The organism is Enterococcus sp. BWT-B8 (assembly GCF_020567625.1).
In the GTDB taxonomy this organism is placed as follows: Bacteria; Bacillota; Bacilli; order Lactobacillales; family Enterococcaceae; genus Enterococcus_L.
On the sequence record NZ_JAJDJV010000005.1, the window covers coordinates 81,728 to 106,678 of the forward strand.

The following is a 24,951-nucleotide window of genomic DNA, read 5'->3' on the forward strand; positions in this document are numbered from 1 at the left end:
ATTCTCTTCCTGAAAGTCTGTAATCAGGAGAATTTCTTCTTTTTTCATTTTTTTATTCAAACAATCAATTATAAATTTCAAGTTAGCCGCTTATTAAAATTCGCTCGTTATTTAGTTTTCAGCCTCTCTAGTACAGGTTTGACAACGAGCTGGGGTATATACCTGTAACTGGCAGAGTTGGGTAAAAACTTTGGGAGCAGCCTTGAAAAGTTCTCAACCAGCACCATACACAAGAAGGCTCGTTGTCACGCATGTACGAGGCTTAAGCTGTCTATGTCAGTTTTGACATTTCTTCTAACAAATATTCCCAAGGAGCCGCATTTTTCAAGTCCAGCTCTTCATCCAATCCTGGACTCATCAAATTATTGACAGCGACACAGCTGACAGGCGAGTCTCCTTGGGAATATGATAAACTTACTTAAATAGTTGAAGGTTACAACACTATCAAAGTTTTTAAGTCTTTTCAATTAAATCACATTTGCTTGTATCCGTTCATATACAAAAAAGACCACGATCACTACTTATTTAACCCCATATACTTTATTTTTTGCAAACAAACTCTTTAGCTTGTTTCATCAATTTTTTTCTTAATTACTGTCAGAATTTCCTGAACATTGTTTCTGATGAAAAAATGATCGCCTTCAAAAATTGTCTGTTCACATTTTGGACCAAGCAGATCGACCCAGTCTCTCAGTTCACTTCTATCTTCATTCACACCATTAAAAATCAATACTGGACATGTCACTGTCGATTTTTTCCAGCGAAATGTAAATTGATTTAATAGCTTTAGGTCTTCTCTTAAATAATCTGTTACTAGCTCTAAAAGCTCAACTTCTTGAATAACTTCTGCAGGAATTCCCCCCATCTTAAAGAAAAACTGATTAAATTTCTTTACAGGTGCAGACAAAATAGACTCATAGCTTTTTGCGCGAAATGCTTCAGTTCCTGAAAATATCAAGCATCTGGGCTGCTGCACTGACATCTCCGTCAGCTTATTATAAATATCTGCAGCTACTCTAGCTCCCATACTGTGTCCGAATAAAATGTATTCCTTCGTAAAATCAACATGTTCCATCACCTGTCCCAATGTGTTTTCGATCAGTTTACGCCAAGTGACAGGTCTGCTATAAGCACTTCTCTTGCCTCTCCCATCATATTCAATCTGTATGATCTTAAACTGCTGATCCTCTAACGATAACCACTCTTTATAAGGATTTACGATACTTCCGGCGTACGGAAACATCACTAACTGAATCATCTGCCTCCTCCTAATTTATGCTCTAATTGTTCACAGCCTTGTTGCAGCAGAGACTCAAGCTGATCTGCGTACGCTATATTTTCTGGATATATCAGTACAAGCTGATCTGCATATCTATTGATAACAATTTCGAACCCATCAACCTTAGTCATCGTTTCTATTTGTTTTTTTGCAGCAGCCAATGTTTCTGCAGTCAATTCAAAGGCAGTTTGGTTGTTGATTGAATAGATCTCTTTTGCCATGTAACTATTATCGATTTTGCTAAATTCATCAATCAAGCTAACTTGTGTATCTATTTTTAACTGCTGAAACTGATTCATCTGTTCTTCTACTTCAACTACATGCTCTGTATTCGATCGCTCAAGTAAAATAGGCCATAAGTCAAGATACGAACCGATTGCCTTTGAGAATAGATCAGGCATATATTTTCTATTATCCTGCACGACATACACAGGGATTGCTTGAAAATCATCTATTTGATGGTTTTTTCGAATAATAATCTGTATCAAATACATGATGAATGACCAGTAATGATTTTCGGAGTAGTTTAATACCTTTGCTCCCAAGTTTAATGTCGATAATCGAATAGCATATTCTTGATTTGCTTGATAACTGGATTTTGTCCGGTCTTTCATTTCTTTAAATCGCAACAGGTGATTTTGAAGTCCCTCCAGCTTTTCAATATCTGTAATTTCAGGCAAAAATTGTGTGTACGTATTTTCAGTAATTCGATGATTAGAGATATCTGCAAGTTGATTTTTTAACTGTTCACAAAAAATCGCATCACTATATTTATCCCAAATACTATGAGAGATCAATAAGTGCAGTACAAATTTATCTTCATTGATTTTCGTCAACAGCATATGATGAAGAGCTGTTGACTTCTTATCGAAGAACCCTGTTGTCATGTTTTCTTTTACTTTTTGCAGGAATGTCCAGCGTTCTTCTTCTGTCTTCAAGCTTAAATCAACTATAGGAATTGTGAAGGCTTCATCGAATGTATGCTCATATAAATTATAATCTTCTCCTACTAATTTATAGCTTGTTCGTAACAATGGCTGTTCTTGAATCAATATATTAACAGCCCGAATAATTTTGTCAGGATCAGATGTCTGCAGCTCAAATGGTGCATAAACCAATGTTTTCCGCAAGTTCTTTAAAAATGACTTCTGCATAGCCGAAGGACGAATGGTTTGTTTAATTGATGATTCATCCCATCCCGCAGGAACAAAAAGAACCGCTTCATCCTCTATAAGCTTAGGTTTTTGTTCCAAGAATTGAATCACATTTTCAATTTCTTTCAGAAAATTTCGTTCCAGATCATTAGCGAAACTTTCCGACAGTACCCCTTTATCATACACAATATTACAATTCAAATTTTTATCAACAACAACTAAGTTCACTGCAATCGGCGTTCCAAAATGATTTTGGGAACTGATTTCATTGCCCTGCGGTGCAGGACTTAGTGTAAATATCTGATCTGTTTGTTGAGATTCCTCAAACTCTCCCGAATAATTGAAGGTTATCATTGGTTCTGACTTGTCCAGCTTAGGTACCAGCGTCTTAACAAGACCAAAGCCGATCCCATTATTTGGAATAGCTTTTAATGACTTACTGACTTCAGCGATATCATCCTCCACAATTGAATTCCCAATAGAAAATCCGACTGGATAGGTAATCGTAAACCAGCCGACAGTTCGGTCAATTTCAATTTCCGACGTTAATTGTTCCCTTCCATGACCTTCAAGCAATATAGAAACCTCTTGATTTCTAGTCATGCCGGCAAGAGTTCTTGCTAGAGCAGTAATCAGCATTTCTTTGACATAAACATTAGGAATGCGATTTTGCTGATCGAATAACCTAGCTGTCATTTCTGTACCAAGCTTAGCAGATAAGATGGATAACTGCTTTTCCCCTTTCGTATTCGATTCTATAGGTAATTGACTTTTTTCAACAATATCGGCTGTTTCCTGCCAAAAAGCACATTCCTTCGCTAAACTGTCACTTTTAGCATAATCAGTTAATGCCTGACTCCATTTTTGATAAGACATTGTTTTTAAAGGCAGCTTTATCTGCTGATCATTTAATAGATTTTTATAGGCTGTTTCAAGGTCTTCTATAATAATTTTCCACGAAATCGTATCAACTACCAAATGATGTGCAATCAGTAATAAGAGTGCGTGATCTGCAAATTGAAAAACAACCGCCTTAAATACTTTTCCCTCTTTCAAAGAAAGACCAGCTTGAGCTGTATTGCTTTTTTCTTTTATCATTTGATAGATTTCTGTTGTCTGATCAAGCCAGTCAACCTCCTGACATTCTTGATCAAAAACATGATGCTCTAACTTAAAAGAATCCACAGCTTCAATTGGCTGTACAGATTGCGTCTCTCTATAAATGGCCCGCAGCATATCGTGGTGACTTAGTATTGCCTGTAATGCTTTTTCCAGTTTCCCTTGATTCAAAAGTTCCGTTGGAAACTCAAGCATAATCGATTGATTGAAATGACTCGGAACAGCTAATTCACTTGCAGCAAATTTCAACTGGATCGGTGTAAAAGGAACAATTCCTGTTACAGGACCTTGATCAATCAATATAGTTTTATTACTTTTAAGATTATTACTAAGTTCCTTAATCGTGCGGTAGTGAAGAATATCATTAATCGTTAATGAGTATCCCTGTTCCTTTAATTTTGATACAATACGAATTGCTTTGATCGAGTCACCGCCCAGATCATAAAAGTCTTCATTTATCCCGATTTCTTCAAGATTAAGGATTTCTTTAAAGATCATCAGCACTTTTGTTTGCTGAGGTGTTTCCGGTCGTTCTTTTATTTCATGTAGTTGGTCGATTGACTGTGCTGGTAATTGATTGACTGCTAATTTTCCATTTTTCGTTTTTGGCAGAGAATCTAGCAGGATGATTGCTTTTGGTATCATATATTCAGGCAGTACAACTCTCAGCTGTTCTTTTATTTGTTTGGGTGAACGCTCATTTGTCATGCTTACATATGCAATCAGTTGTTTATCAGCTGAAGATTCGCCTGCACTTGCAATAACTGCGGCTTCGCTGATTTCAGAGATGTCCAGCAGATGCGCTTCGATTTCTTTCAGTTCGATCCGAAATCCGCGTATCTTCACTTGCTGGTCAATCCTTCCTAAGAATTCAATTTGCCCATCTTCATTCCATCGAACCAGATCCCCTGTTTTATATAACTTTTTTCCAGCTGCAAGAGGATGTTCTATAAATTTTTCATTTGTCAGTGCTTCATTACCCAAATAACCTCGTGCAAGTCCTTCACCGCCTAAATACAGTTCTCCGGGCATTCCGATGCCGCAAAGTGAATCATTAGAAAAAACCAGCGCTTTCGTATAATTAATAGGACTGCCGATTGGGATCATATCCACTGTGGAGTTTGCAGCATTCGGTATTTCATAGGTTAAGGCGAATGTAGTACATTCAGTAGGTCCATACCCATTAATCAAATGCGTTTGCTGATTGACTTCTTTAAACTTCCTTACATGGTATGCTGACAGCTTTTCTCCACCAATAAGTAAATAATTTAGTGAGGAGAAAACCTGTGCATTTAATGAAACAAGTTGGTTAAATAAAGACGTTGTCAGCCACATTACATCAATGCTGCAATGTTCAATTTTTTCCTGCAGCTTATCAGGATCAACTAAATTCTCAACATCAGATACGTACAGGGTTCCGCCATTTAGCAGAGCCCCCCATATTTCAAATGTACTTGCATCAAAAGTCAAAGAACCGGTTTGAAGGATATTTGGCTGGTCTAAGAAAACATAATTTGGATCTTTAACTAAACGAATAATACTTTTATGCTCGATCATCGTCCCTTTTGGTTCCCCTGTCGTTCCTGATGTGTATATGACATACGCTAAGGAATGTTTCGATAAAGCAGCAGGAGCATCCTCTTTGATTATTTGCGACTCTTTCAAATCGGCAGAAGTTAGCTGCGTGATTGAAAAATCAGGATCGTGTTCTTCTACGCTAAAATTGATCAATAACGCTGATTTGCTTTTTTCAATTATCTCTTTGTTTCTCTGCTTAGGATTTTTAGGATCAAGCGGTAAATACGCAGCTCCTGCTTTTAAAATCCCCAAATAGGCCGTAACCGTTTGAATATCTCTAGCAGCAATAACTGCAACAAGGGCTGAGCCGACATTTTTCTCTTTAATTAATGAAGCAATCTTAGAGGATTCAGCATCCAATTCTACGTAGGTGAGAGATTGATCTACTCCAGCTAGTGCAACCTTTTGAGGAAACTTCTCAACTTGTGCAGTGAAATGTTTAATGATATTCAATCCTTCAGGGACCTCATCATCCGGCTCATTAAATTGAGTCAGAATTTTTTCAATTTCATTATGTGCTAAACAAGAATAGGCTCCAAGTGTTTTTGTGGGATCTGCTAAAATATCTCCCAGTAATGTAACAAAATGTTTCTGCATTCGCTCAATAGTTGATTTCTCAAATAGACTGACATCATATTCCCAGACTAGTTCTATTTGATTTTTCTCACTGCCTAAATTAAAGGTCAAATCAAATTTTGCGACTTGAGAATCTCTGGGAACTTCAGTCAACACACTATTTCCCAAGGTTGTATTCATTTCTCCATTGCTTTGATAATTAAACAGAATATCGAAAATTGGATTTTTATTCTCGCAAATAGGGGCTTTTACATCCTCAATGATCTCTTCCAGCGGATAATCCTGATGGTCAAATATGCCCAGTAATTTATGCTTGATCCGTTCTAAATATGTGCTAAACCTTTCATCCGGTTGGAGTGTATCATTGATCGGCAAAGTATTGACAAACATCCCTAATAAATTTTGAATGTCAGGATGATTTCGTCCTGACACCGTTGTTCCGATGACAACATCCTTGCTTCCGGAGTATTTAGACAAGAAAATCATAAAACAAGCAATAAAAATCATATAATTCGTTGTACTTGCTTTTTCAGCCAACGCATTCAGTTGACTCACTTGTTCAGAGGATAAACTGGTACTGACCGTGTCTCCTAGATATTCACGCTCTTTGGGGCGCATATGATCATAAAATAATTCAAACTCCGGCAGTCCATCAGAAAACTGCTCCAGCCAAAATTCTCGACTTAAATGTTTGTCCTTTTTTCTATGCCAGGCACTGTAATCCTTATATTGCAGCTTGATCGGCAGAAGTTTTTCACCATTGTACACACGCTTCAATTCTTCCAAAAAGATTCCCATTGAACCACCATCCATAATAATATGGTGAGCATCAAAAAGTAAATAGCGTTCGCCTGTTGCAAGTGTGCAGTAGCACACTCGCAACAAAGGCAGCCTATCGATTTCAAAGGGGCGGATGAATTCCTCGATGATGGTAGATAAAGGTGTAACTGAATCTTCTATTCTTTCAACCGTCAGCCAGTATTTTTCTTCAACAATTTGTCCGAATTTCCCATCAATCATTTGAAAATAGGTTCTTAACACCTGATGCCGTGCAATCAGTTTATTAAGCGAGTCCGTCAGCTTATCTAAATCCAATGGACTGGATAACTGAAATGCGATGGGGATATTGTATGTGGTACTTTTTCCCTGAACCTGTTCAATTGTATAGATTCTTTTTTGAGCCGAGCTCATTAAATATTTTTTACTCACCATTATAACTCCTCATCATCTACTATCTCAATACTCTCAAGTATCAAAGAATCTGTCACTGCTAATTTTTTGACCTTTTCTGCTAAATGTCGGACATTTTTTTCCTGAAGAATATCACTTAATGGTACTTTTACAGCAGATGCTTTTGAGATACCGTTTGCTAATTGAACAGCTTTTAAAGAATGTCCGCCCAGCTCAAAGAAATCATCATTGATCCCTACTCGATCGACTTCTAATATTTCTTCAAACAAACTGCAAATCATCATCTCCATTTCATTTCTTGGTGCTTCGTAGGTGCTGTTTTGCTCTTGTTTAGGTTCAGGTAAAGCTCGTTTGTCAATTTTTCCTGCTTTTGTCACGGGAAGTTTCTCCATTATCGTGATAAAAGACGGAACCATATAATCAGGCAATGTTTGTTTTAATTGCTCTTTCACTTCAGGCACCGTAATATTTCCATTTGTTACAATATAGGCACAAATCACTAACTCATTGTTAATCTTCCTGGTAATCACACAAGTATCCCAAATAGAAGGGATCAGACCTAAGTGATTTTCAATCTCACCTAATTCGATTCTAAATCCGCGAATCTTCACCTGTTCATCTATTCTTCCAACATACTGAAGCTCTCCATTTTCCTGCCAACGTACCAAGTCTCCTGTTCGATACATTTTTTCTGTCGGCATCACTGGATTTTCAACAAATTTTTCTGAAGTTATCTGCTCATTATTTAAATAATTTAAAGCTAAATTATCACCACTGACACATAGTTCCCCCAGCATACCAATTCCACACAGCTTTTCCTGATGAAAAACAAATAGTTGGGAATTCGCAACAGCTTTACCGATTGGAACTGTTTTATAGTGCTGATTGTTCACCTGATAAGCAGATGCACAGACCGTTGTTTCTGTTGGACCGTATAAATTATAGAGAGTCGTTTGTCCGTCCGTCATAACTTGATAGAATTTTTCTACTAATGCCATTGTTGTTGCCTCGCCAGCAAGCCCTACTTTACTTAACTGACTGATTTCATCCTGACGATTATTTTCTTCTGCAAATTCCAGCAGCATTTTGAAAAGAGACGGCACGGTAATTAAGATTTTTTGATCTAATTTTTGCAGGAAACGATCTGGATCATTTTTAACTTCATCGGATATGATCTCAAGTGTTCCGCCTGTTAAGCAACCAGCAAACAATTCAAACACTGAACCGTCGAAAATCAAAGAAAATTGCTGAAGGATTGTCTGATTTGAATCCAGTTCAAAATACTCTTTTTGCCAATTCACTAAATTCATCAAAGAAGCGTGTCCGACAGTCACTCCTTTAGGCTGACCAGTGGTTCCTGAAGTATAAATCACATAGGCTTTATCATCCGGCTCCACTTTAGGTAAAGCAACAGTCAACATGGAGTCATTTTCCAGCTCATCAACAGTATACGCAACTGAATGAACTGCTGGAAAACGTGATGGCTGCCCTGTCTTACTTGCATCAGCAACAATTTCGATACCGCTATCTGCTAAGATATAAGCTATTCTCTCCTCCGGCAAAGTTGGCGCCAAAGGAATATATGCTGCTCCTGTTTTCATTATTCCATAAATTCCAATAACCATTTCCGGCGTTCGGTCACAATACAATCCGATATAGGCTGCATCTTTTGCGCCAGCTTCAAGAAGGCGTTGCGCCAAACAGGTTGACTTAACTTCTAATTGTTTGTAGGTTAGCTGTGTTTCTTCAAATACAACAGCAATCTTATCCGGCTGCATATCAGCCTGTGCCTTTAATGCTGCTAAAATCGTCGGGTAGCTTTGATTATTGCATTTTTCCGGATTGAATCCCCAAATTACTTTATCTTGCTCAGCCTTACTCACTAATGAAAAATCACCACATGTCAACAGGTTATTCTGTGCCAGTTCTTTTAGTCCGCACACAACTCTGGATAAAATATATTCAGCTTCAATTGTTGTAAACAGTCGTTCATCAAACATCAATTTAAAACTCAGCTGCTCTGAAGAGCCGACACTTAGCGAAATCGGATAGCTTGTCTGTTCACGATAATCTTCCATTTCTCCCAGAAAATCAATAAAATTATCTGCTTCTTGAACGGCATAATTTTCAAAAACAACAATTGTTTGGATTAATTCTTTCCCTAACAGACTTCTGTTTTGAATTTCTGATAGTGAGCAGTACGTATGAGCATCACTTTCAAGCGATTGTTTTTGAAGCTCTTGAACAATCGTCACAAATGGATCAGTTTCCTTATTTTTAACTCTGACTGGTATTGCGTTGATAAAAAGCCCTACTGCCTGCTCGATCCCATTTAAGGGCATGTTTCTGCCGGAAACCATCTTTCCAAAAACAACATCACCAGTGTGATTGTACCGTTGTAAAACCAATCCCCACATAGCTTCTATGATCGTATTCATTGTTACACTGTTTTGGTTGGCAAATTTTTTGAGGATACTGGTTTCTTCACTTGAGAGGGTCTCAAAAATTGCTCTAACTTCAGCATTATGGTCGTTTTTAGGATACATTCCTGTGAATCCTGCTTGTGTTTCATATTCCTCCAGCAAAGTTTCCCAATATGCCAGACTGGCTTCTTTATCTAGTGCAGTTACTGTCCGAGCGTACTCCTCATAAATTGTATCCGCTTCAGTTGGTGCTAAACGAACATATTGATTCCCATTTTCCAGAGAAGCATAGAGCTTCATCCAGTCATTCAGTACGATCGACAAACACCAGCCGTCCATAATAATATGATGGAACGTAAAGATCAGGCGTTGACATTCTGGCATTTCTACTAAAGTTACTCTAAATAACGCTTCTTTTTCCAGATCGAATCCTCTATTGACATCAGCAGTCTTGAATCGAAGGTATTCGGCCTCAGCATCTTCTTCTTTTGAAAGATCATAATAATTACTTTCTAAAAAACGACCGGAGTAAATTACCTGACGTGGTTCTTTGATATCTTTGTATAGGATATTGGTTTTTAATGCAGGATGTTTTTCTCCAAGCTGTATTAGACTTTGTGCTAAAATCGTTTGATTTATTTCAGCATTCACATCGTATGAACATTGAATGACATAGCTGGTCGAAGTCTCATCTAATAGTTTGTGATAAAGTAATCCTTCCTGCATCGATGTTAACGGGATGATTCGCTGAATGCCTCCATTACCAATCTCAACGGCACGTTCCTGTGCCGTATCGAACTCTGCCTGACTCCATGAAAGTTCTCCCAGATCAGAGGCCGTCTTTTGTGTTTCACCTCTGGTTACACAATAGCTAATAACTGTTGAAAGTTCCTTTTGATACATCTCGCTAATAACAGATACTTCGTCAGTTGATAAAAACGGCTCTGCATAAACCAAATCCGTCACTAGTTGATCGTTTTGAAGATAGCAGTTAATAGATAAGGGGCTGCCGATTGAATTCTCTGAAGCACTATCATTTATATTCGCAATCTCACTGATTGAAAATATTTGTTCATCCTCTTGGATTGCTCCCAGCTCTCCCAGATAATTAAACGTCACATCTGTTTTCTCGTTTACGATTTTGTCAGTGTAATTAGTTAAAAGTCCATAGGTTATCCCTTTGTTAGGAATTTTTCTGATCGTTTCTTTCACCAGCTTGATTGATTCCGGTAAGGTATCTTCAATCATGAGAACTAACGGATACATTGAAGTAAACCAACCGATCGTCCGATCGACAGAACCGATTGAATCAGATAGTTCACGACCATGCCCTTCCAATGTAAAGGAAACAGTCGAACGTTTAAAGAAGTGCCCTAACGTAGTTGTCCAGGCGGTCAATAACAAATCACTTAGCTCAGTGGAAAAGGCTTTGTTTGCAGAAAAGCGCAGCTGTTCCGTTTCAGCTTTCCCTACTGTAAAGGTAAAGGTGTGCGTTTGTGTTTGTATAGAGGCGCTCATTTGATCAAAAACAGTTGACTCTGTTACTTTTTGATTTATTTCTTGCCAGTAAGTTAAATCTTTGCTGATTTCATAACTTTTAACAGCTTCCTTTAATCCTTCACTCCAAGAAAGATAAGAAATGGTTTTAGACGGAAGCTGAAGCTCGTGCCCCTTGAGCAACTGGTTGTAGCTGCTATTTAAATCTTCAATAAAAATTTGCCAAGATACTGCATCTACGATCAGATGATGCATCTGAACCCAAACATAAGCAGCTGTTTTTGACTGAAACACTAATATTCTAAGCAGCGGCGACTGATTAAACCTAAATTTTGCTTGAAAATCAGCACCGATCGTTTGAATTTCTTCAGATACATCCGTATGCTCTTCGCTTAATTGAAAGAAATGGATAGTGTAGTTCTTCCCTTTTTCCCAAGGCAGGATCTTCTGTTCACTTTGATCCACACACATTCTCAACAAGTCATGGTGATAAACAAGCCCATCTAATGCTTCTTGTAAATAGTCTGTATTCAATACTTGATTCGTTTGTAAAATCATTGACTGATTAAAATGTTCCGGCTTGTTTAAATGACTTGAATAGAAAAACGATTGAACAGGTGTAGGGCTGACAGTGCCTGTGACCATTTCCTGTGTTAGCTGCTGCGTGTGCTTCTTCATTTTTTGAGCAATTTCTCTAATTGTTTTAGCCTGCATGATTTCCTTAACAGTTAGTTGATAATCCAGCTCACGGGCTTTTGAAACAATGCGGATCGCCTTGATCGAATCCCCGCCCAACTCATAAAAACTATCTAAAAGATTAACCTGCTCCAGCTGTAAAACCTCTTTGAATAGTCTAACTGCCAGCTCTTCTTTTTCAGTTTCCGGCTTCAAAACATTTTTTTCATGCATAAATACTGGTTCCGGTAATTGCTTTTCATTCAATTTACCATTTGCCGTTATCGGCAATTGTTCTAAAAATATAAAATAATTCGGCACCATGTAGTCTGGTAATTTTTGCTTCAAATGCTCCTTTAACACATTTTCAGATGTTATTTCTGCTACTACATATGCACATAGATGCGTCGTACCATTTAACTTCTTTGTTACAACAGCTGCTGATTTCACATTCTCTGCCTGTAATAGTGCTTGCTTTATTTCAGCCAGCTCTACCCGAAATCCACGGATTTTCACCTGATTATCCAGCCGTCCCAGATAATCTATCGAACCGTCTGCACGATATTTCCCTAAGTCTCCTGTTTTGTAGATTACCTCTCCATCAAGTGTTACAAATTGTTTTGCTGTCAACTCAGGTTGGTTCAAGTAGCCTCTTGCAACGCCTTCGCCACCAATACATAATTCTCCCGGCAGATCAATTCCACAGAAGGTTTGTCCATTCATCACATAGATTTTTGATCCTTTAATCGGCTTACCGATCAATGTATCCTGATTATCCAGCTGCTCTGAATAGCGATAATACGTTGCACACACCGTTCCCTCTGTCGGACCATATAAGTTGCGGATTATTGATCGGTCTTTGCCTGTGATCTCGACAAACTTGCGAAGCAGATGATTGGTTACTTTTTCTGCACCTATATACACTGCTTGAATTGTTGCAAAAGCTGCAGCACGGCTATTTTCTTTTGTGTAATCCAATAAAGCCTCTAAAAACGTTGGAACTAATAGAAAATGCGTCACATGATTTTTTTCAAAGATATTCAGCAGCAGACCAAAATCATCCTGCTCTTCAACCGATAAAAGCTGTAATGATGATCCTGAAAGCAACGCTAAGAAAATTTCCCAAACCGAAGCATCAAAAGTATAAATGGCTTTTTGCAAAATAATACTAGTTTCATTTATCTCTGCTTCTTTTTCCTGCCATTTAATCAAATTCACTAAGGAATGGTTTTCGATCATTACTCCTTTAGGTGTTCCCGTACTTCCTGATGTATAGATGATATAGCTGAGATCTGTTGCTTCAGCTTGCTTACGAGTAATAGAAGCTTTGGAACTATTTTTAAAATCAAAAATTGTCGGTTTACAATCAAGTTTGTCAGTAACAGTCCGCTCAATTGTTGACGAGCACAAGACGGCTTTCGCCTGACTATTATTTATCATATAGTTTATCCGTTCAATTGGTGTTGTCGGTGTAATAGGCAGGTATGCTGCTCCTGTCTTCAAAATCCCCAATAGCCCAACAATCAATTCCGGAGAATGAGCAACGATCAACGCCGCAACATCATTTTTTCCAATCCCAGTTTGTTTTAGCTGATTGGCTACAGCATTTGCCCGCTCGTTCAACTGACTGTAAGTAATTTGTTCTTCTAAATAATACAAAGCAGTCTTATCTGGATTTTTCAGTACCTGGTTTTCAAATTGATCAATAGGCGAAACAAAATCAGAGGGACTTATCAACTCTTGGGACCGATTGAACGCTTCTTTGATCTGAAGAAGCTGTTCTTTTTTTAGATACTGAAGTGTAGACACAGGTTCTGCTGGGTGAGTCAAAAGATTTTCCAGCAGTACATTAAAATGTTCTGCTAACTGCTGGATCGTCTCTTCCTTAAACAGCCCTGAATGATACTCCCAGTTAATTGTATAGTCTTCAGCATGTTCAATTAAGGTAATCGTTAAATCAAATTTGGAGACTGCTAATTGAATTTGTTCAATTTTTGCATACTGTCCGCCCATCTGGATCATTTCATCATAACCAACTTCATAAGAAAACATCACATCAAAAATCGGATTTTTAGAAGAATATTCTGCAATTTTTTCATATGGAACATCCTGATTTTCAAAGACATCCAAACTCTTATTTTTGACAGCTTCCAGAATCTCTAAAAAATTTTTTTGATGATCCACTGTTTCAATGATTGGTAAAGTATTTACAAACATTCCAATCATATCTTCTGCTGAAGGATGACTCCTACCTTCAGCAACAGTTCCAACTACAACTCGGTCTTGACGATTCAATTTGGAAAGAAAAATCATCAGTGTTGTTAAAAACAACGTAAATCCGGTTGAGCGAGTCTCTTTATTCAGCTCGTCGATCCTCTTTTTGATAGAGCTGTTGATTTTTCGTTCTACATGATGTCCTGCAAACGCTTGATGTTGATGTTTAAAATCAATCGGCAGTTCTGTTTCCGGCAATGGCTCAAGGAATTCTTCCTGCCAAAACTCTTCTTGCTCTTCAATATCCAAATTATTTTGCCAAGCAGAAAAATCTTTGTAATGAAGCTCTACCGGCTCCAAGGCATCTCCATCATATAATGCACTAAACTCTTTTAGTAAAATCCCTGTGGAAGCACCATCAGAAATAATATGATGCGCATCAATCATCAAAAGTGTAAGCCCGTTTTGGTCTTTTCCCAGCCCCATTCGAATCAATGAGTCTTTTTCCAAATCAAATGGACGTACAAATTTTTTGATGACCTCCGCACTCGTTTTCCCATCAATCATTTCAACTTGTTGTTTTTTTAAAGGATAGATACACTGTATGAACTTATCCTTTTCAAGCAAAAAGTTTGTTCGAAGTGATTCATGACGTTCACATAAGTGATTGAACGCTTCATTTAAACGAGAATAATCTAACGCTTTTTCAAATGTTAAAACAAGCGGCATATTATAGGTAAGACTTGATTCCCGAGATTGTTCAAGTGTAAATATTCGTTTTTGGTTGGAACTCATTAAATACTTTTTACTCATCTAAGCACTCCTCAGCGGCTTTTAGCAGTGGTTTAAAGACCTTTTTATTTTTTTTCTTGATAATTTTGGCAATATTTTCCACATTTTGTTCTTTCATAATATCTTTTAACGACACTCGTAAACTAAATTCTTGCTCAATTCTTCGTGATAATTCCACAGCTTTAAGCGAATAACCGCCAAGCTCAAAGAAATTATCAGTCACTCCAATATCCTCAATGTTCAGCACCTCTTTGAACAATGGCAACAGTTTAGCTTCGTCCTTCGTTTTAGGCGGAACGATCGCTGTATTGTATTCAATCGGTATAGCTTGTAAGGCTTTCTCATCCAGCTTTCCATTATGATTTGCTGGTAGCTCTTCAATTTGTTTCATAAAAGTCGGAATCATATAATCTGGAAAGACATCCTTCAATGCAGCAGAAATCTTAGAAATATCTATCTGTGTATCACTTATTAAATAGGCACAGATTTGCGGACTGCCCAGACTTTCATTGACAATCACAGCTGCATTTGAAATAGTTGGCAGTTTTAGAAGCTCTTTTTCGATTTCTTCAATTTCGATTCTAAATCCACGAATTTTAATCTGTTTGTCGATCCGACCAAGATAATGGATTCGCCCATATTGATCTACTTTACCTAAATCACCTGTTCGATATAATAATTGACCTTCATTGATCGTACTTTGGAGCATCCTTTCCTCAGTTAAACGCTCTGATCCTGAATATTGCTTAAAGACACCCATTCCGCCAACACAAATTTCTCCTGCTACATCTATTCCGCACAGCCTGCCTTCATTCATAATATAAACCTGTGTATTTCTGACAGGTTTCCCAATCGCAATACGATCAGCTAAATCCTCCTGACTTACTTCATGGAAAGTTGCACAAACAGTTGTCTCTGTTGGTCCATATAAGTTTGTAATCTTAGTTAAGTTTTGTTTGCCGTTCGTTACTTCTGCATATTTCTCTAATAGCTTCACTGTCAAAGCCTCTGCACCTAAATAGATTTTTTCCAAACCATCAAATGCATCAGTTAAATTTTCTGCTTTCATATAATCCAAAATAGAATCAAAAACGGTCGGTACCATCAATGTATGTGTAACCTGTTTTTCTTGAATGATTTGGAGTAATTTTGCATAATCCTGATTCTCTTCTTCTGAAATCATTTGAAGTTTTACTCCTGAAAGTGTTGCTAGGAAGATTTCCCAAACAGAGGCATCAAAAGAACAAGTAGCTTTTTGTAACACAACACTATGGTCAGTAATATTCCCCTGCTCTTTTTGCCATTCAATTAAATTAATCAAACTACTGTGCTTGATTTCAACACCTTTAGGATGTCCTGTACTGCCTGATGTATAGATGATATACGCACAATCTTCAGCCGTACCGTCCAGAGGTAAATTCTCTTCTATTCTATCTTCAGCTGAAACAAGAATTGTTTTTAGATTTGATCGCTGGACTTCTTCATTCGTCAAGATTACTTTTGTATGACTGTTTTCTAAAATATATTCAATTCGTTTATTCGGTAATTCGACATCTATTGGCAGATAAGCTGCGCCAACTTTTAAAACACCATAAATTGATGCAACAAATTCGATTGAACGATGAAACAGCAATCCAACTACATCTTGTCTGCGGACCCCTGATTCTTTTAATTTTTTAGCAACGCCATTCGCCATTTGATTCAATTCCGCATAAGTGACCTCTTTGTCCCCAATGCCGACTGCAATGCGGTCAGGGTATTTCTTTACATTTTCCTCGAACCAGGAACCAGCTGTTTCGTGTTGTAACAGCGTCAATGATTGTGTATTAAATGTATGACACAATTTTTTTTCTTCGACTGGATTAATCATTGAAAGCTCACTTAATGAACGATTCGACTCTTCAAGTACATGGGTAAGCAGCATCACAAAGTGTTCTAATGCTTTTTTCATAGTCTCTTCTTTATACAACTTGAAGTCATAGTCAAAATTTAGCAGAACCTTTTCAGGATGCTCTTTGACCGTCAATGTCAAATCAAATTTTGCTGTAGTATTGGGCAGTTCATAATGCCGCAGCACTGCATTGTCTAATAAATATTCCTGATCCTCCAATTTTTCATAAGAAAACATAATATCAAAAATTGGGTTGCGTGTTTGACTTGATTGAATTCCAAGTTTTTCGACTAATTTTTCAAATGGATAATCTTGATTTTTAAATACGTCAAAGAAATTGGCTTGTACGTCTTTAACAAACGCAGCAAATGAACGTTCCGAATCAATTTCTTGTTTCAAAACAACTGTATTTACAAACATACCCAGCATATTCTCTAGATCGGGATGATTTCTTCCTGAAATAGCTGTTCCTATAATAATCTCTTCTTTTCTCGTATACTTTGAAAGTAGTAAGTCAAAAATAGCTGTATAAAAAATATAGTTTGTGATGCCGTGCTTCTTTCCAAAATCTTGAATTTGTTCTTTTACACTCGCCGGAAGAGTAATAGATACACTATTTCCGATAAAGTTTGCATCAGAGCCTCTAACAAAATCAGTTGGAAATTCCGTATTGAGTTCCGCATCTGCCAATTTGTTCAGCCAAAAATTCTCTTGTTGCTGGAGATCTAACTGGTTTTTCCAAGAGCTATAGTCTTTGTACTGAATTTTTATATCCCTTCCTTGTTCACCGTTATACAACGCAGTAAGTTCATTAACAAAGATCGGAATTGATTCACCATCAAAAATAGTATGGTGAAAATCAACTACCAAAGCATGCTCATTGGGTGAGAAAGTAAAAACATGTCCTCTGAGTAATGGTCCTTCAGCTAAATCAAATGGCTGAATAAAATCAAAAACTGCTTGATTTAATGTATCTTTTTTAATCGTTGAAACGGATATTGGAATCGCAGCTTCATCAGCAATCGTCTGGAAATAGTTCCCGTCTTTAAAGATGAATGAGGTTCTCAGTACTTCATATTTTTCACTTAGCAGCTTCATTGAATGTTTCAAAGTGTCGAGTGAATACGATCCTTCAATCATTAACACAACTGGAATGTTATAAGTTGTGCTGTTTGTTACTGCTTCTTCTACCAATAAAATACGATTTTGTGCTGAACTTGCCACTAAACTGTTCCCTTTTTCAATCGGCTGGTAAGCTTCTCCCAGTTGTAATTTTTGGGCAATTTTCTCAACAGTTCGTGCTGTCATAATTTCTTCTAAAGATAGTTTAATTCCTGTTACAGCTGCAAGTTTAGTCGACAACTGCATAACTTTTAATGAGTGACCGCCCAGCGCAAAGAAATCATCTTTCACCCCAACTTTATCAAAAGCTAAAATATCAGAAAATGTATCACAGACAATACGCTCTGTTTCATTACGTGCCGCTGCAAATCCAGGCTCCTCTATTTTTTCCGGAGCAGGCAACACTGATTTATCGATCTTTCCATTTTTATTAAGCTTAAATTTCTCCATGTTCATGATTACTTTCGGAACCATATAATGCGGCAGTTTTACTATCAAATCATGACGAACTAATTCAATATCTGCTGCACCTTCAAATTGAACGTACGAGCAAATCTCTTTTTGACCATTTTCCTCAAAAATAATCGTTATTGCATTACTTACATAAGGGAATTGTTTGATTACAGTAGTGATTCCCTCCAGCTCTATTCTAAAGCCTCTAATTTTCACTTGATCGTCAATACGTCCAAGATAGTCAATCGAACCATTCTCAAGCCAACGCACAAGATCACCTGTTTTATACAATCGTTCATTAGATTCTGAAATAACAAATTTTTCATCTGTGCTCTCTTTTAAATTCAAGTATCCTGCTGCTACTCCAGCACCGCCAAGGTAAAGTTCGCCTGGAATCCCTATTCCACACAACCGACCGTCTTTCATTACATAGGCAGTGGTATTTGAAATTGGTTTCCCTATAGGTACAATCGTTTCTATTTCATAATCAAGTTCTTCAAATAAAGAGAATGTCGTATTCTCAGTCGGTCCATAAATATTGCAGATGCTTACACTTGGATTAAATTTCTTAAATCGCTTGATTGGTGCAGAAACAATTTTCTCTCCGCCGACAAGAATTCGTTTAAGTGTGCTGAATGCTTTCGGATAAAGCTCAACAATATTTACAAATAATGCTGTAGTAATAAATAATGTGTTGATTTTGTTCATTTGGATCACTTCTTCAAGCCGTTCGGGATCAAGTAAAACATTTGTCGTCGTCATGAACAGCTCGCCGCCATTTAATAACGCACCCCAAATTTCAAAAGTGCAGGCATCAAATGTCAGTGAGCCGGTTTGTAAAATACGGCTATCATTAAATTCAACATAGTTTGTATTTTTAACCAATCTCAAAATATTTTTGTGTGTAATCATAACCCCTTTTGGAACACCTGTTGTACCTGAGGTATAGATAACATAGGCTAAATCTTCTGCATCAATTTGAGGCAGTTCTCCTTTGGTTGTCCCTTCATCAAATGCATCTGGTGTGATTACTTTATAGTTTTCCACTAATTGCTGATCATTTATTTGCTGACTCGGATCACAAATCACTTTACATTTGGCAGCATCAAGAATGAACGCGGTTCTTTCTAACGGATTATTAACATCAATCGGCAAATAAGCTGCACCTGCTTTTAAAATACCTAAAAAGAAGATGATCGTTTCTACTTTACGATCAGCCACCACTGCAACTAAATCGCCTTTAATGATACCAACAGCTTTTAAGTTATACGCTAAATTTGTCGAAAGCCGGTCAAGCTGTTCATAGCTTACCGTAATTCCTTCTGAGGACATTGCTGCTTGTTTTTGATGCATCGGCAAGATACTATTAAATAGATCGATAACTGATTTCTTATCAGGAAAATCCTCTTTCGTTTGGTTGAATCCTTTTTCAATCTGAATACGCTGTTCAGCGGTAAGAAAGTCACAGGTTGAAATCTGCTGCTGCGGTGCAGCTGCAACCGATTTAAGCATTTGACAAAAATGAGTCAAAATATGCATTGCCCCTTGCTCTGAATATTTTTTACTATCAAACAGTAAACTAATTGCAAAGGTCTCACCTTCTTGAATAGATAATGTAAGGTCGTAATTCGTCTCTTCTCTAATTCTTTCTAGCGTAAATAAGGGTGCTTGTATTCCAGCTTGAGAAGCATCCTCATAATTTTCAAAGGCAACAATTGTCTGAATCAATTTATTTCCTAATTTATTCTCATTTTGAATTTCACTCAGTGGATATAAATCATAGTTTCCGCTTTGATTCAGTTGTTCTTGTAAATTAGCAGCAATCGTTGCAAATGTCTCATCCTTTGCATTTTTTACACGAACAGGAATAGTATTGATAAATAATCCGACTTTATCCTCAATATTGCTGATTGGACTATTTCTTCCTGAGACAACTTGTCCAAAAACAACATCCTCAGTGTTCGTATAGTTTTGCAATAAAATACCCCAAGCAGATTCAAAAACAGTATTGACTGTCACATTTAATTCTTTTGCTAAAGAACGAATCTGTTGTGTTACGTGCAGATCAAGTATTTGACCCACTTTATTTTCTTTTGCCTCAACAGTGGTGACCGTTGTCGGTGAAATGTCGGCAATGGTTGTATAGTCCTCTAATAAAGTCTTCCAGTATTCTTTAGATGCACGAATATCCATATTTTCCAAATAATGAACATGCTCAGCGTGAGTATAGTCTGGTTCAAATTCTGCCTTGATATTTTTATCACTTTCACCTGCGAGTAACCGATCATAAAAAGATTTTATGTCCGACAATAAAATCGAATTACACCAGCCATCCATAATAATGTGATGGAAAGTCATAATCATCTTAACGCTGCTTTGGCTGATCTTGACCAACTTTACACGAAATAGTGCATCATTTTCAAAATCAAAACCACCTTGAACGTCCTCTTGTTCAAGCCTTTTCAGCTCTTGCTCCTTAGCTGTCGCCTCTGATAAATCAATCATTTCGCAGTCACAAACAGCAAACTGGCGAATCACTTGCCTAGGTATACAAACATCCTTATAAATAACGTCCGTTCTTAAAGCACTATGCTTTTGTACAAGCAAATCAAGTGCTCGTTTAAATAATGATAAATCAATCATGCCTAATTCATAGGTCGACTGAACAATATATGCACTGGCTGATGCTGCCTTTTGCTCATGGAACAACAGCCCCTCTTGAAGAGGCGTCAGTGGATAGATTTTTTCAATATATGCATTCCGTGTTGTGAATGCTGCTTCTACTTTTCTAAATTCTTCTTCATCCCATGCTGTCTCGCCAAAATCAGAGGCTGTTTTTTCAGCGCCTACTTTATTTAGACAATGATTGACAATAGTTGTTAATTCCTTTTCGAACACTGTCTTAAGTTCCTTGATTAAGGACTCGCTGCATTGAGATTTATCATAAATAAAAACAAACGAAATGATTCCATTATTCAACGAACCATCAATAGAAATAGGTGTTCCAAAATGATTATTTTCAGAAATTTGAGCACCATACTCTACTGTATTTATTTGTATATTATAGTCAGAAGCTTCTTTTTCAAAATCACCAAGATAATTAAATGTTATTTCTGTCTGGACACCGGCAAAGGTCTCATCGTAGCAATTTAGAACACTATAGCCCAATCCATGATTGGGAATACGGCGTAGATTTTCCTTCACCTTTTTGATATCTTCTTGTAATTTTCTGCCAATTTCTGTACAAACAACAGGATAAATCGTTGTAAACCAACCAATCGTTCTGTCAATATGAATTGGCGTATGAATCGGCTCACGTCCGTGCCCTTCCATTCGAATACCGATAGTATCAGCATTTGTCAAGTTTCTTACGGTTCTAAAAAGTGCCGTTACAAGCAAATCATTGATTTCTGTATTGTATGATTGGTTTGAATGAAAAATAAGATTTTTCGTCAATTCTTCAGATAATGATATCTCGTCATATCCAGTTCCCTGCTGATCTTGCGGCGTACACAAAATCGCATCAGATTGGTTAACTTGTTTACTGATACTATCCCAGTACAAACGCTCTCTTTCCAGCATCTCTGATTTGCTGAATTCTTCCAATGTTCGACACCATCTAGAAAATGATGCTGTTTTCAATGGCAGCTGAATTACTTTTTTCTCCAGTAATTGTCTGTAAGCTGTGTTAATATCCTCAACTAAAATACGCCAAGAAATACCATCCACCATTAAGTGATGAACAATCAAAGAAATATAATCCTTTTGGCCTGTCCTGAAAAGGACTGCCTTAATTAATGGTCCCTCTGCTAAATTTAATGTTGATTGAACCTGATCACTTATGCTTTTCATCTGTTCAAAAACAAATGACTCTTCACTATCAGCTAAATCAAACATTAGCAGTTCAAAAATAGTTGGATTATCTGGTTCTTTAATGATCTGTTCTCCATTTTTATATACAGCTCTCAATAAATCATGGTGATTACAAACTGCCGCTAGTGCTGCTTCAAAATCTGCTGCTCTCAGTTCTTCACATTCCAACAAAAATGTTTGGTTAAAATAGGCCGGCTCTGGAAGATTACTGTCAAAAAAGTATTTTTGAATAGGAGACAATGGACTGACACCAACGATCGTCGGCTCCAATATTTCAGACTGAATCGATTTGATATGCGGAGCTATACTGCTGATATTTTTCTCAGCCATAATTGTCGGAACACTCAATTCATAACCTGACTCCCGCAATCTTGAAACAATTCTAATTGCTTTGATAGAATCACCGCCGACTTCAAAGAAATTATGATTGCAGCCAATATTATCGTTATTTAATACACTAGAAAATGCAGAAATAAGTACACGTTCTTTTTCCGTTTTAGGTTGAATAATTACTCTAGAATCAATCATTAATTCTTCTTCAACAGCAGGAAGCTGACTTTTATCTAATTTCCCATTATTATTTACTGGCAGCACTTCGATGCGTACAAACCTTTTGGGCACCATATATAGCGGCAGTTTCTTCTCTAAATACTTTTGCAGTTGTGTTTCTTGATAATTTTCTTTGGAAACAAAATAAGCAATCAATTGATTTTTTTCAGAAACAATTACCGCAGCATCATCGATCTTTGGATAGTCAGCTAAAATATTTTTTATTTCACTTAATTCAATTCTTAACCCATTAATTTTTACTTGCTCGTCAATTCGTCCTAAGTATTCTAAATTCCCATTTTCCTGCCATTTTGCCAAATCACCTGTTCTATATATTTTTCCAGGTAGACCAAAATAATTGTCAACAAATTTTTCTTTTGTCAGATCCGGTCGATTCAAGTACCCTCTTGCTACACCCAATCCACCGATACATAGTTCTCCTGATTCATTTACTCCACAAATTTTATTTCCATTCATGATATAAATTATCGCATTATCGATACCTTTACCAATTGATACACTAGACTGGTCTCCCAATTCTGCTAAATGAAAATATGTCGATCCAATTGAAGCTTCTGTTGGACCATAAAGATTGTAAATGTTCTCTTTTTCTAAAGAGGTCAATCGGCAAATTTTTCTAACTAAAGGCTCTTCCAATTTTTCTCCAGCAATGTAGAGTATCTTTAAACAGGATAAGTAGGCTTGTTTTTCTACCTCAGCTGCATAATCTAAAAGGACTGAAAGTACTGTTGGGATCATAACCATATGGGTTACCTGATTCTTTTGAATAATATCTAATAGCAGACTAAAATTATTATTCTCCTGATCAGTTAATAATTGTAATTTCACTCCACCCAGAAGTCCCAAAAAAATTTCTCCAACTGCTGCATCAAAAGAACAAGTCGCTTTTTGAAGCATAACACTATCTTCATCAAATTTTGCTGTTTTTAACTTCCATCTTATAAAATTCACCAATCCTTTGTGCTCAACCATAACACCTTTAGGATTGCCGGTTGTTCCCGATGTATATATCACATACGCCAGTTGATTCGGTGAGTAGGATATGGTTAATTTCTGACCACTTTCCCTCGAAAAATCAGGACAAATAATTTTTTTATTTACGATTTTTTTGTATTTTTCTCCCAAAAATATATCAGTAATTATTTGTTTTACATTGCTATCTTGAATGATATAACTGATTCTTTCTTCCGGATTCTCTGGGTCTATTGGCAAGAAAGCAGCTCCTGACTTTAGGATACCTAAAATCGTAATGATTTGTTCAATCGATCGATCCATGATAACACCGATTAGGTCTTCTTTTTCAACACCAGATTCTGCAAGGACTTTTGCAACATAATTTGCTTTTCGGTCTAGTTGTTCATAGGTTATTGTATCATTACTAATACCAATCGCTTTTCTTTGTGGATATTTCCTGACTATCTGTTCAAACCACATTACTAAGTCAATTTCTTCGTGTTCAACATGCCAATTCGGATTAAAGTCATAAATAACTTTATCATAATCCTTCTTTTGTAAATCGTTAATCAACGTAGTTTCCAACTCCCATCATCTATTTTTCAAAAATAAAAAATATTACAAACACCCAATCATTTCTACTCTATCAGAAAACATGTGAATAAAAACGCATGAATATTCATGTATTTCAATTCAAATTCTATTAAAATTTCATCAAAATGTCAAACTATTTTTCTATCGATTTAATCTTAAAAATATCATTACTTTTATTAAAAAAATCATTATTTTTCATATTTATACTATTTACAAATTGAAATAGTAGTTGACATCTATAAAAATGTTAAATATACTTATCTATATTTCATTACTTTTAAATTCGAGGTACTTAATGTTAATTACAAATTATTTAAAAATTGATTGCTCACTAGATTCAAATACTTGGTCTGATTGGTATTCTTTAATTGATATACAGAGACAAAATCAGATCAAAAAATTTAAATTCTCAGATGATAAATTACGCTCACTTGCTGCCGGCATTTTATTGCGCTGCATGCTATTTAATCATTGTCACCTGTCACTAGATCACTTAACTTTTTCAAGATCAAACTATGGAAAACCATTTTTAGCTTCGCATCCTGATATTTTTTTTAACCTAACTCATTCCAGCGGCTTTATTGCCTGCTCAATCAGCAGTTTACCTGTGGGTATAGATATTGAACGTATGGAAAAAATTGATCTTAAAAGTATCTCTTCTTTTTTTTCAACTAAGGAGCAACAATTCATTCATTCCAGAGAAAACCAGCTGGAAGAAATTGAAGCATTTTATTCAATTTGGACTTTAAAAGAAGCATTTACGAAAAAAATCGGGGCAGGATTATCCATTCCGTTAGATGCCTATTCATTTGATTTGAATGAAAAGACAATTTCACTCTCAAAACCATTAGCAAATGATGCTCAATTTTACTCCTGCACTATTGAAAATCATTATAAATTCGCCCTGTGTTCTTCGCTCCTTGATGAGCATGTTGAAAACTATTTATCCTTAACAGAGTTAATAAAAAAAATGTCAGAACATAAATTGTAATGTTA

Annotated in this window: 5 protein-coding genes; 1 reads left to right on the forward strand and 4 read right to left on the reverse strand. The window is 36.6% G+C overall.

All coding sequences use genetic code 11. The features are described 5' to 3' along the window. Positions 1-562: 562 nt before the first annotated feature. From LI951_RS06740 to LI951_RS06755, 4 genes are read right to left on the reverse strand one after another with little or no spacing between them, the layout of a single operon-like run. A complete protein-coding gene (locus LI951_RS06740; protein ID WP_202067189.1) occupies positions 563-1,258 on the reverse strand; it encodes a thioesterase II family protein in 696 nt (231 codons plus the stop codon). After that, on the reverse strand, positions 1,255-6,918 hold the full coding sequence (locus tag LI951_RS06745) for a non-ribosomal peptide synthetase (protein ID WP_229441658.1): 5,664 nt from the start codon (positions 6,916-6,918) through the stop codon (positions 1,255-1,257). The genes LI951_RS06740 and LI951_RS06745 overlap by 4 nt, the downstream gene beginning before the upstream one ends. Then, positions 6,918-14,519 carry a non-ribosomal peptide synthetase gene (locus LI951_RS06750; RefSeq protein ID WP_229441659.1) on the reverse strand — a complete coding sequence of 2,534 codons (7,602 nt, stop codon included), beginning with the start codon at positions 14,517-14,519 and terminating at the stop codon, positions 6,918-6,920. Before LI951_RS06750 ends, LI951_RS06745 begins: the two co-directional genes overlap by 1 nt. Continuing rightward, entirely contained in the window at positions 14,512-23,934 is a 9,423-nt protein-coding gene (locus LI951_RS06755) for a non-ribosomal peptide synthetase (protein WP_229441660.1), read from the reverse strand. Before LI951_RS06755 ends, LI951_RS06750 begins: the two co-directional genes overlap by 8 nt. Before the next feature lie 265 nt (positions 23,935-24,199). On the opposite strand from LI951_RS06755, the gene LI951_RS06760 reads away from it, so the two are divergent. Then, entirely contained in the window at positions 24,200-24,946 is a 747-nt protein-coding gene (locus LI951_RS06760; protein WP_229441661.1) for a 4'-phosphopantetheinyl transferase family protein, read from the forward strand. Positions 24,947-24,951 lie beyond the last annotated feature (5 nt).